Genomic DNA, 10,995 nt, shown 5'->3' on the forward strand with positions numbered 1-10,995 from the left:
ATGTGTGGAATTGTCGGCGCAGTCGCAGAACGTAACATCACCGCCATCCTCGTCGAAGGCCTGAAACGCCTCGAATACCGTGGGTATGACAGCGCTGGCGTGGCGGTCTACACCAACGATGAAAAACTCGAGCGCGTGCGTCGTCCGGGCAAGGTCAGTGAGCTGGAGCAGGCGTTGACCACCGAGCCGCTGGTCGGTCGCCTGGGCATTGCCCACACGCGCTGGGCCACCCACGGTGCGCCGTGCGAGCGTAATGCCCACCCGCATTTCTCCGGCGACCTGGCGGTGGTGCACAACGGCATCATCGAAAACCACGAAGCCCTGCGTGAACAACTCAAAGCCTTGGGCTATGTGTTCACCTCGGACACCGACACTGAAGTCATCTCCCACCTGCTGAACCACAAACTCAAGGATCTGCGCGATCTGACCGTCGCCCTCAAGGCGACCGTCAAAGAGTTGCACGGTGCTTACGGCCTGGCAGTGATCAGCGCGCAGCAACCGGATCGCCTGGTCGCAGCCCGCAGCGGCAGCCCGCTGGTGATCGGCCTGGGCCTGGGGGAAAACTTCCTGGCATCCGACCAGTTGGCCCTGCGTCAGGTTACTGACCGTTTCATGTATCTGGAAGAAGGCGATATCGCTGAAATCCGCCGCGACAGCGTGCAGATCTGGGACGTTGACGGCAAGGTCGTCGAGCGCGAAGCCGTGCAATATCGCGATGGCGCCGAAGCCGCTGAAAAGGGCGAGTTCCGCCACTTCATGCTCAAGGAAATCCACGAGCAACCGTCCGTGGTGCAGCGCACCCTGGAAGGTCGCCTGAGCCAGAACCAGGTACTGGTACAGGCATTCGGCCCACAGGCTGCCGAACTGTTCGCCAAAGTGCGTAACGTACAGATCGTCGCGTGTGGCACCAGTTACCACGCCGGCATGGTCGCGCGTTACTGGCTCGAAGAGTTGGCCGGCATTCCTTGCCAGGTCGAAGTCGCCAGCGAATTCCGCTACCGCAAGGTGGTGGTGCAGCCGGACACCTTGTTCGTGACCATTTCTCAGTCCGGCGAAACCGCCGACACCCTGGCCGCGCTGCGCAACGCCAAGGAACTGGGCTTCCTGGCCAGCCTTGCGATCTGCAACGTCGGCATCAGCTCGCTGGTGCGCGAATCCGATCTGACCCTGTTGACCCAGGCCGGTCGCGAAATCGGTGTGGCTTCGACCAAAGCCTTCACCACGCAATTGGTTGGCCTGCTGTTGCTGACACTTTCCCTGGGCCAGGTTCGTGGCACCTTGGCCAAAGGTGTCGAAGCGACGTTGGTCGAAGAGTTGCGTCGTTTGCCGACCCGTCTGGGCGAGGCGCTGGCCATGGACGGCACCGTGGAAAAAATCTCCGAGCTGTTCGCCGAGAAACACCACACGCTGTTTCTCGGCCGTGGCGCGCAGTTCCCGGTGGCGATGGAAGGGGCACTCAAGCTCAAGGAAATCTCCTACATCCACGCTGAAGCCTATCCGGCTGGCGAGCTGAAACATGGCCCGTTGGCGCTTGTGGATAACGACATGCCAGTGGTGACCGTGGCGCCGAACAACGAACTGCTGGAGAAGCTGAAGTCCAACCTTCAGGAAGTCCGCGCCCGCGGTGGCCAGTTGATCGTCTTCGCTGACGAGAAGGCCGGCATGACCAACGGTGAAGGCACTCACGTTGTGCACATGCCGCACATCCACGACATCCTGTCGCCGATTCTCTACACCATCCCGCTGCAACTGCTGTCGTACTACGTTGCCGTACTCAAGGGCACCGACGTTGACCAGCCGCGCAACCTGGCGAAGTCGGTCACTGTGGAATAAGTTATCCACAGGTGAAAAACCCCCTTCTCAGGGGGTTTTTCTGTTTCTAGGCGGTCGTAATTCGACGCTCCCGCCGCATGTCCAGCAGATGGACCATGACACAGGCGTACAAGGTCACCAGTATGAACAGGCCCATGCGAATGGCGAAGGCGGTGTAGACGTCCTTGCCCGCCGCACTGTCCTGTACCGATTGGCCGAGCAGAATGATCAGGGTCGCCAGGCTGTTGAGCCAGAAACTCGGTGGCTGTCGGGTCAGGGCCAGGCCGTAGAGTTTTCTGGCCACCAGCAAACTGAACAGCAGCATCCACAGAAAGAACATCCACAGGTTGACGAACAGGCTGAGTGCGCACCAGAAAAGAATCGCCATCAGGCCACCGAGCAGGGTCGAGCCGAGCAACTCCTGGCCGGCGGTGCGGGCGCTGGTCGCGCAGCTTTGTTGACCGAGGCTGACGGCTTTCATGATGATCGGCAGGTAACTGGCCGGGTCGATCATGGCCAGCAGGAAAGTCGGCAGTACCACCAGCGTGGCACGTAGCGCCAGCCAACTGCTTTCGGTTGGAGTAAGGCTCGGGCCGGGTTTGGCCGCAGGGGCGCTGGCGGGGTCGGGAAACAGCCAATGGCTGATGGTCAGCGTGGTGACGGCCAGGAACAGCCCCTTGACCAGGGCCACGATCACCTCAAGCGCCAGGGCGAATTCAGCGGTTCCGGCCGAACTGATCAAGGTCAGGCCCACCACCAGAAACGTCGCCACCAGCGGGTTGCCGCCGCGCAGGCCATAACCGAAGGCCAGGAACAGGCATAGCCCTACCAGCAGTACACCGCTGAACGGGTAGTAACGCAGCAGGGGAATGAGCAGCAGGCCGGTCCCGGTGGTCAGCATAAGGATCAGGATCAGGCCCAGGCTGGCCTTGAACGGCAATGGTCGGTTCATCGCTGCCAGCATCATCAGCGCCAGCATCGGAGAGAGGAACGGGATGGGCAGGGCCAGACCAAAGCTCGCCGCCAGGCACAGCGCCGTGCCGAAGCTCAGGCGCAGGGCGCGCTGAACCCGGGGCGGGCGCTCAATACGCATAGGACATCCAGCTCATCAGGCGCAGAAACAGTCGACCCAGGAAATTCAGCGGGTTACTTTCACTCGGAAATGCCATGACTTCGGCCTGCCCGCCGGACCGGATACCTTGCGGGCCGGTCAACTCACCGGGTTCGAACTCGATGATCACCGGAAAGCGCTGGGCAGGGCGCAACCAATCGCGGCTGTTCTCCACTTTCGGCAGGCTGCCCGGCTGGGTGGTCTGGCCGATATCGACGCCATAGCCGACGCTACGCACATGGCCTTTGAAAATTCTCCCCGGCAGGGAGTCGAGGACGATGGACACCGGCGTCCCGGGCTGGACACTTCCCAGATTGTTTTCGGTCATGTCGGCGCTGATCCACACATCGTGGATGGCGATCAGGGTCATCACCGGCGCACCGGCGGAAGCAAACTGGCCGACGTCGGTGCGCAAATCGGTAATCAGGCCGGCCGAGCGCGCGTGGACCTTCGTATTGCTCAAGTCCAGCTCGGCTTTTTCAAGGTTGCTGGCGGCGCTGAGCAACTGGGCGTTTTCGTCTTCGTTACCGCCCTGTTGTTCGCGCGCACGTTGCACTTCGGCCTTGGCCGCGGCGACCTGGCTGATGGATTCTTCCAGGGTGGCGCGGGATATCTCCAGGCGTCGCAGCGAGATGGTGCCCGGGTCTTCTCTGTACAGGCGTTCAAGCCGCTGGATGTCCTGGCGTGCCTTGAGCTCGTTGGCCTGGGATGCACGCAGTGATGCTTGCTTGGAGTCGACACCGGCGGTGTTGGCGCCCACCTGGCGACGGGTCGACTCAAGGTCGGCGCGAGCGCGATCGACGGCAATCTGGTACTGCTCCGGGTTGACTTCAAACAGCAATTCGCCAGCCTTTACGTCCTGGTTGTTGCGTACATGCACCTTGGTCACCCGGCCGGATACCTCGGCGGCCACCGGTACAATGAAGGCCTGCACCCGTGCCTGTTGCGTGTAGGGGGTGTAACGGTCGGCCATCAGGTACCAGACCAGACTCAGGATGATCAGCAGCACCACCCAGTTGATCGCTTTTTTCGCAGGGTCGGCGGCAGGTGTCGGGGCTTTCTCGGCGGCCGGTTGTTGGCTGTCAGTCATTGGCACTTTCCTTCGGTTCGTCGAGCAGATCGCCCCAATCGGTCCGTTCTTGCATTTGTTTGCGGGTGGCCGGGTCGATCATCGGCTGGTCGCTGTACCAGCCTCCGCCCAGAGCCTTGTATAGGGCGATCAGGCTGTTGACCGCGGTGCCACGGTTGACCAGGTAGATATCCTGTTGGGCAAACAGGGCCCGCTGGGCATCCAGCACGCGCTGGAAATCGGAATAGCCTTCGCGGTATTGGGTATTGGCCAGGGTCACCGAACGTTCGGCGGCCACCGATGCATCGCTGAGGATCCGGTCGCGCTCCAGTGCCTTGATCAAGCCGGTCGCGGCGTCGTCCGCCTCGCGTGCCGCCTGGCGCACGCTGTCCTGGTAGATAACGATCAGTTGCTGCAAGCGCGCATCCTGCACGCGGACGTTGTTGGTGATCCGGCCGTGGTCGAAGATGTCCCAGCGCAAACTGGGGCCGGCCACCATGTCCAGGGTGTTGGATGCACCGCTGAGCGAGCTGGCAGACCAGACGATGCTGCCCAGCAGGCTGATGGAGGGGTACAGGTCAGTCTCGGCCACACCGATCAACGCCGACTGCGCCGCCACTTGCAGCTCGGCAGCACGAACATCGGGGCGCCGCACCAGCAGGTTGGCCGGCACATCCTGCAAGATCGCAGTATCGAGCAGCGGCACTAAGCCGGTGTTGCGATTGAGGTCAGGGATCGAGCCGGGTGGCTGGCCGATCAGGGTGGACAACGCATTGCGCAAGCTCGCCACCTGGCTCTCGAAATCCGGGATGGTACTGAGTGTGCCCAGGTATTGGGTCTTGGCTTGTTGCAGATCAAGTTCGGCTTCGGCCCCGCTGTTGAACAGGCGCTCGGTGATCTCGTAGCTGCGTTTTTGCAATTTGGCGTTACTGCGGGCGATGGCCAGGCGTGCCTCGGCGGTGCGCAAGGCGTAGTAGTTTTGCGCCAGTTGCGCGTGCAACAGCACCAAGGCATTTTCATAGTTGGCCTGGGCGGCAAACCAGGATGCGTCCGCCGACTCGATGGCACGGCTGAAACGCCCCCAGAAATCCAGCTCCCAGCCGATATCGAAACCGGCGCTGTATTGCCAGAAATGCGTGTCCTGAGGGTTGGCGCCGCCCGATTGTCGACGGTTCAAGTACAGGCTGTCGGCGCTGGCCTGCTGCAATTGCGGGTAGCGTCCACTCAGGGCGATACCCAATTGCGCCCGGGACTCCATGACCCGCAGGCCAGCGAGGTGCAGGTCGGCGTTGTGGGCATCGGCTTCGGCCATCAAATGGTCCAGCACCGGGTCGTTGAACACGCGCCACCATTGGCGGCTGTCAGGTTGCGCGTGTTGTTGGCCGGCGACCTCCAGGGCCGGGCTGTTCCAGTGGTCGACCCAGGGCTGGGCCGGCGACTGGAAATCCGGGCCCAGTTGTACACAGCCCCCCAGGACGACGGTGCCACAGAGCAGAAGCCGGCTGATGCGAGCAGGGCGTGGCATCAAGCGCAAACTCCTCAGACAGGACGCTGATCGTTCAACGCCTCGATCTCGGGTGTCTCGTTCATTAGCTCGGCAGACGGTTGGTCCTGGACCCATTGCCAGAACAATTGGTAGCCCACCGCCAGCGCCACCGGCCCGATGAACAAACCGATGAAGCCGCCGCTTACCATGCCGCCCAGGGCGCCAATCAGAATCACCGGCATCGGGACATCGACGCCACGACCCAGCATCAACGGTTTGAGGACGTTGTCGGCCATCCCGGCAATCAGGCTGTAGATGCCAAACACGACGGTGGCCAGGCTGGTCCCTTCGGTGGCGAAGACAAAAGCGATCACCGGAAGGGTAACCAGCAGTACCGGCAATTGCATGATCCCCATCAACAGCGCCACCATGGCCAGTAGCCCGGCACCGGGGACACCCATGAGCACGAAGCCCACGCCGACCAGCAACATCTGAATGAACGCGATGCCCACTACGCCCTGGGCGACCGCGCGGATGGTTGCAGTGCAGAGCACGGTAATGCGTGGCCCACGCTCTGGTCCGGAAAGGCGCGAGGTGATGGCCAGGGCGCTTCTTTCGCCGTTTTCGCCATAGGCCATGAACACGCCGGCAATGATCAGGGCGCCGATGAACAACAGAAAGCCCACGCCAACATCGGCCATTTTGCCCAACAAGGTCAGGCCGACGGACTTGATGTAAGGCATCAGCTTCATGAGCACGCTGCTCATGTCGGTGGCGGCCTGCATCCAGTAGCCATAGAGCGGCTCGCCTATGAGCGGCAGGGAAGCGATTTTTTCGCTGGGGAGCGGAATCTGCAACGTATCGGACTTGAGGACCGCCAGGGTGCCCTGGACCGATTCACTGATCGAGGTGCCCAGCAGGTAGATCGGTACCATCAGCAAAGCCAGGGCGACCACCACGATCAGGGTGGCGGCACGACCGTCCTTGTTGACCAGCTTGCGCTTGATGAGCGCATGCAGTGGATACAGGGTGATGGCCAGAATCATTGCCCAGAGCATCAGGTTGAGGAAGGGGTGGAAGATCTGGAAGCAGAACAGTACCAGCACCGTAATCAACCCGGCGCGAATCAGTACATCGAGCAAACCACCGGACAGTGCTCTAGCGGAAATGTTAGTGCGCAACATTGTCGAACTCCTTGCTGTGTCACACAGGTTAGCCAGGCCGTTGAAGTTCAACTCTTCTCTACTAAGTGAATCCATAAAGCAGGATCGACGGACAGCCGTCAAAGCGTTAAAAACCGATAACGCCTTACTTTAAGTAGAGAAAACTTCAATGAGGTACCTACCAAAAACCCAATAGGTAACAGGTGGTTTGTAGTATAGGAGCAGTCGTATATTCCGCCTGTTTATACAGGCTGGAATCCTGCTGCAGTTGATGGAGTCCGCTGCGAGCCCTTGACTGAAGCGGTTTGGAAGCTGAGCCAATGGCTCCTTTTTCTCTACCGGGCATTTGCCGTTGCAGCGGGTTGATCAGAATAATTGCCAACAGTCGCACCCGTCGCAAGAAAATAATCGTCATTAATTATCAATAATCCCCGGTCCGCTTTTTGAGGTTTGTGACACGCTTGGTTTTTGCGGTGCAGGCGCTACAGTGCAGTAGCCCATTGATTTACCTGATGGTCTGGCGCCCAACTATGTTGTTGAACATTTGCGCTTAACATTCCGGCCTTCGGTTGCGGTTTATCTATCTGAAATGAGGACAGTCCCATGGACCGCTTCCAGGAAATGCAGGTCTTCGCTGCTGTCGCCAAGGAGCAGGGTTTTTCGGCGGCGGCGCGGGGTTTGGGTCTGTCGGCGGCCAGCGTCACCCGAGCGGTCGCGGCGCTGGAGAAGCGAATAGGCACACAACTGCTCACGCGTACGACGCGCAGCGTTTATTTGAGCGAGGCCGGTCAGCGATATCTGGAGGATTGTCGGAGAATTCTCGCCGAGGTGCAGGAAGCCGAGGACTCGGCAGCGGGCAGCCATATCCATCCCCGTGGGCAACTGACCATCACCGCACCGGTCTTGTTTGGCGAGCTGTTTGTCACGCCGTTGATGGTGAATTATCTGACGCAATTCCCCGAGGTGTGCATCAACGCGCTGCTGGTGGACCGGATCGTGAGCGTGGTCGAGGAGGGCGTCGATGTGGCCATCCGCATTGGCGAACTCCCTGACAGCAATCAGCATGCGATCCGTGTGGGGGACGTGCGGCGGGTGATCTGCGCCTCGCCACAGTTTCTCGCCAGCCATGGTCGGCCCCGACATCCCCGGGAACTGGCCCAGGCGCCGATTATTGCGACTTCTGCTATTGGCCAACTCAGGAGTTGGCCATTCATCGAAGACGGCGAAACCTTGAGCGTGCGGGCTGAACCGCGACTGGTGGTGACGGCGAATCAGGCAGCCATCACGGCGGCCAGTTTGGGGTTAGGCTTCACGCGGGTGCTGTCTTATCAAGTCGCGAGCAAGGTGGCTGCCGGAGAGCTGGAAATCATTCTGGCGGACTTCGAACTGCCGCCGTTGCCCATCCATGTGGTCTATCAGGGCGGACGTAAAGCACCGGCCCGGGTGCGCAGTTTTGTTGATTTCGCGGTGAACACGCTGCGCGAGCATCCGGCGCTCAGGCGTTGAGTTATTTCATCCGGTGAAATAATGGATTGCGTTTGCTGGTGATTCTGTTGTTTTGGTCGAGGGTAGAAGATACGACCCATCTCTCCCCTGAACAGCACCACTCACCCGAGGTGTCGACCATGCAAGCGATCAAACTCTACAACTTCCCACGTTCCGGCCACGCTCATCGTGTCGAGTTGATGCTGTCCCTGCTGAAACTGCCGACCGAATTGATCTTCGTTGACCTCGCCCAAGGCGAACACAAGCAACCGGCGTTCCTCGCGCTCAATGCTTTCGGTCAGGTGCCGGTGATTGATGATCAGGGCGTGGTGTTGGCCGATTCCAACGCGATTCTGGTTTACCTGGCGCAAAAGTACGGCAACGGTCGCTGGCTACCGGCTGATCCGGTAGGGGCCGCCAAGGTCCAACGCTGGTTGTCGGTGGCTGCCGGTCCGATTGCCTTCGGCCCTGCCCGGGCAAGATTGATTACTGTGTTCGGCGCGCCTTACAACGCTGCAGAAGTGGTTGCCTATGCCCATACCGTGCTCAAGGTAATCGATCACGAATTGGCCGATACGCCGTATCTGGCTGGCACTGATCCGACGATTGCCGACGTCGCCGCCTACAGCTACATCGCCCATGCGCCTGAGGGTAATGTGTCGCTGGACGAGTACACCAACATTCGTGCCTGGCTGGCCCGCATCGAAGCCTTGCCGGGTTTTGTCGGCATGCCGCGCACCGTCGCCGGCCTGCAAAAAACCGCCTGATGCTGGTGGCCCGGTGTTGCCGGGCCGCCCCGTTCTGCGCCACAGGCGCAAGGGAGCAGCCGTATGGACCGTTCACCCTGGCATGCCGGCGAGAAACAATTGCAGGCGCATGTGGGCGTTGCCGAACGAATGGAGGCGTTCGGTCGTAAGGTGATTCGCAGCGAGATGCCGGACCAGCACCGCACCTTCTATCAACAATTGCCGTTCATGCTGTACGCAGCGGTGGATGCCGACGGTCATCCCTGGGCCAGTGTCCTTGAAGGCCAGCCCGGTTTCGCACATTCGCCAGAACCTGGCTTGCTGCAATTTCGCAGTCTGCCGGCCTTTGATGATCCCGCGCAGTTGAGCGAAGGCTCGGCCATCGGACTGCTGGGCATCGAGTTGCACACCCGCCGCCGCAACCGCATCAATGGGCATGTCAGTGCCATGACCATGGATGGTTTCGCGGTGACGGTGGACCAGTCCTTCGGCAATTGCCCGCAGTACATTCAGTTGCGCCAGTTTCGCTCGGTGCCGCTGACCGATCCTGCGACCCGTGCCGCCCAGCATTTCGGCGAACTGGATGACACGACCAAAGCCATGATCGCCGAGGCGGACACCTTTTTCGTTGCCAGTTATGTGGACGTCGACGGTGAACGCTCGGTGGATGTTTCTCACCGCGGCGGTCAGGCCGGTTTCGTACAGGTGGAAGGCAATCGCCTGACCATTCCGGATTTCGCCGGCAACCTGCATTTCAACACCTTGGGCAACCTGCTGCTCAATCCCCGGGCCGGGTTATTGTTCATCGATTTCAATACCGGTGATTTGCTGCAGCTCAGTGGGCGCACCGAAATCATCCTGGACGGTCCTCAGGTCGAGGCGTTCCAGGGGGCCGAGCGCCTGTGGACAATCGATGTCGAGCAAGTGGTACGTCGTCCGGCTGCCCTGTCGTTGCGCTGGCGCTTCGACGGCGTTTCACCCACCAGTTTGCTCACCGGTACCTGGGAGCAGGCCAAGGCGCGTTTGCAGGCCAAGGCCCTGGGCGATCAGTGGCGGCCGTTGCGGGTGACGCGGATTGAAGCGCAAAGCCACAGCATTCGCTCGCTTTACCTGGAGCCCGCCGACGGAGCGGGGTTGCCACTGTTCCAGGCCGGGCAGCATTTGCCTTTGCGCTTGAACATTGACGGCGATGTGCATATCCGCACGTACAGTTTATCGAGCGCACCGTCCGATGATTTTTTCCGCATCAGCGTGAAGCGTGACGGACGGGTGTCTACGCATTTGCATGAGCAGATTCGTGTCGGCGACCTGTTGGAGGCGCGGGCGCCGCAAGGGCATTTCACCGTGGCGCCCCATGAGCGTCGACCCTTGGTGTTGTTGGCGGCCGGGGTCGGCATCACGCCGCTGTTATCGATGCTGCGGGAAGTGGTTTACCAAGGGTTACGCACCCGCCGTATCCGGCCGACATGGTTCATCCAGAGTTCGCGCACGCTGGCCGACCAGCCATTTCGCCGCGAACTGGATCGCTTGCTCGAGGATGCCGGTGACGCGGTGCGGGTAGTGCGTTTGCTCAGTCAACCGGAAGCCGAGGCGATACAAGGAGAGGACTTCGACCTCAGTGGACGGATCGACGTCGCGCTGCTCAAGGATCTGCTGACAGTCGCGGACTACGATCAGCCGGATTTTGTGGTCTGCGGTCCCGGGAGTTTTACCCAGGCGTTGTACGACGGCTTGCGCGAGTTGGACATTCGCGATTCGCGGATTCACGCCGAAACCTTCGGCCCGTCCACCTTGCGCCGGCGACCGGACCCCGATGCGGTGGTCATCGAACAACCGCCAGCCGCCACCACGTCCGTGCCCGTGGTGTTCCAGCGTTCGGCCAAGGAGGCGCGCTGGCAGCCAGACGGCGGCAGCTTGCTGGAGTTGGCGGAAAGCCGTGGCCTGCGCCCGGAATTCAGTTGTCGCGGCGGCTCCTGCGGCACCTGCAAAACACGCTTGATCAGCGGTCAGGTGCATTACCCACTGCCGCCAGCGGAGGTGCCGGATGATGGACAGGTGCTGATTTGCTGTGCGATTCCGGCGCAGGGCGCGCAACCGCTGGTACTCGATATCTGAATATCATT

8 protein-coding genes are annotated in these 10,995 nt (G+C 60.8%); 4 read left to right on the forward strand and 4 right to left on the reverse strand.

Annotated elements, in window-relative coordinates:
• Positions 1-1,833 carry a glutamine--fructose-6-phosphate transaminase (isomerizing) gene (gene glmS, locus AC1RP7_RS03820; RefSeq protein ID WP_218494554.1) on the forward strand — a complete coding sequence of 611 codons (1,833 nt, stop codon included), beginning with the start codon at positions 1-3 and terminating at the stop codon, positions 1,831-1,833.
• A gap of 46 nt (positions 1,834-1,879) precedes the next feature.
• Here glmS and AC1RP7_RS03825 read toward each other — a convergent pair whose 3' ends face one another.
• Genes AC1RP7_RS03825 through AC1RP7_RS03840 form a run of 4 tightly spaced genes read right to left on the reverse strand, consistent with a single transcriptional unit; the run spans position 1,880 to position 6,662 of the window.
• A complete protein-coding gene (locus tag AC1RP7_RS03825; protein ID WP_493181442.1) occupies positions 1,880-2,905 on the reverse strand; it encodes a DUF2955 domain-containing protein in 1,026 nt (341 codons plus the stop codon).
• Positions 2,895-4,013 carry an HlyD family secretion protein gene (locus AC1RP7_RS03830; protein ID WP_340312766.1) on the reverse strand — a complete coding sequence of 373 codons (1,119 nt, stop codon included), beginning with the start codon at positions 4,011-4,013 and terminating at the stop codon, positions 2,895-2,897. Before AC1RP7_RS03830 ends, AC1RP7_RS03825 begins: the two co-directional genes overlap by 11 nt.
• Positions 4,006-5,517, reverse strand: a complete 1,512-nt coding sequence (locus AC1RP7_RS03835; RefSeq protein ID WP_493181441.1) for an efflux transporter outer membrane subunit — start codon at positions 5,515-5,517, stop codon at positions 4,006-4,008. Before AC1RP7_RS03835 ends, AC1RP7_RS03830 begins: the two co-directional genes overlap by 8 nt.
• Positions 5,518-5,531: 14 nt before the next feature.
• Positions 5,532-6,662, reverse strand: coding sequence for an AI-2E family transporter (locus AC1RP7_RS03840; protein WP_057712669.1), 1,131 nt, complete (start codon positions 6,660-6,662; stop codon positions 5,532-5,534).
• A gap of 582 nt (positions 6,663-7,244) precedes the next feature.
• Between AC1RP7_RS03840 and AC1RP7_RS03845 the strand changes: the two genes are divergently transcribed.
• The 3 genes from AC1RP7_RS03845 (at position 7,245) to AC1RP7_RS03855 (ending at position 10,987) form a co-directional block, all read left to right on the forward strand.
• On the forward strand, positions 7,245-8,147 hold the full coding sequence (locus AC1RP7_RS03845; protein WP_407515813.1) for a LysR family transcriptional regulator: 903 nt from the start codon (positions 7,245-7,247) through the stop codon (positions 8,145-8,147).
• A 119-nt stretch (positions 8,148-8,266) separates the two neighbouring features.
• The gene (locus AC1RP7_RS03850) at positions 8,267-8,893 is read left to right on the forward strand and encodes a glutathione S-transferase family protein (RefSeq protein ID WP_493181440.1); all 627 of its coding nucleotides are present in this window, start codon (positions 8,267-8,269) and stop codon (positions 8,891-8,893) included.
• 63 nt (positions 8,894-8,956) lie between these two features.
• Positions 8,957-10,987, forward strand: coding sequence for a 2Fe-2S iron-sulfur cluster-binding protein (locus tag AC1RP7_RS03855; RefSeq protein ID WP_493181439.1), 2,031 nt, complete (start codon positions 8,957-8,959; stop codon positions 10,985-10,987).
• Positions 10,988-10,995: the final 8 nt, after the last annotated feature.

The sequence above is a fragment of the Pseudomonas sp. GW822-FHT01E03 genome (assembly GCF_058802985.1).

Excerpts from the sequence above, each read along its gene's own strand:
- AC1RP7_RS03850 (WP_493181440.1), top strand. The coding sequence starts at position 8,267 with ATGCAAGCGATCAAACTCTACAACTTCCCACGTTCCGGCCACGCTCAT.
- AC1RP7_RS03825 (WP_493181442.1), bottom strand. The coding sequence starts at position 2,905 with ATGCGTATTGAGCGCCCGCCCCGGGTTCAGCGCGCCCTGCGCCTGAGC.
- AC1RP7_RS03845 (WP_407515813.1), top strand. The coding sequence starts at position 7,245 with ATGGACCGCTTCCAGGAAATGCAGGTCTTCGCTGCTGTCGCCAAGGAG.
- glmS (WP_218494554.1), top strand. The coding sequence starts at position 1 with ATGTGTGGAATTGTCGGCGCAGTCGCAGAACGTAACATCACCGCCATC.
- AC1RP7_RS03830 (WP_340312766.1), bottom strand. The coding sequence starts at position 4,013 with ATGACTGACAGCCAACAACCGGCCGCCGAGAAAGCCCCGACACCTGCC.
- AC1RP7_RS03840 (WP_057712669.1), bottom strand. The coding sequence starts at position 6,662 with ATGTTGCGCACTAACATTTCCGCTAGAGCACTGTCCGGTGGTTTGCTC.
- AC1RP7_RS03835 (WP_493181441.1), bottom strand. The coding sequence starts at position 5,517 with ATGCCACGCCCTGCTCGCATCAGCCGGCTTCTGCTCTGTGGCACCGTC.
- AC1RP7_RS03855 (WP_493181439.1), top strand. The coding sequence starts at position 8,957 with ATGGACCGTTCACCCTGGCATGCCGGCGAGAAACAATTGCAGGCGCAT.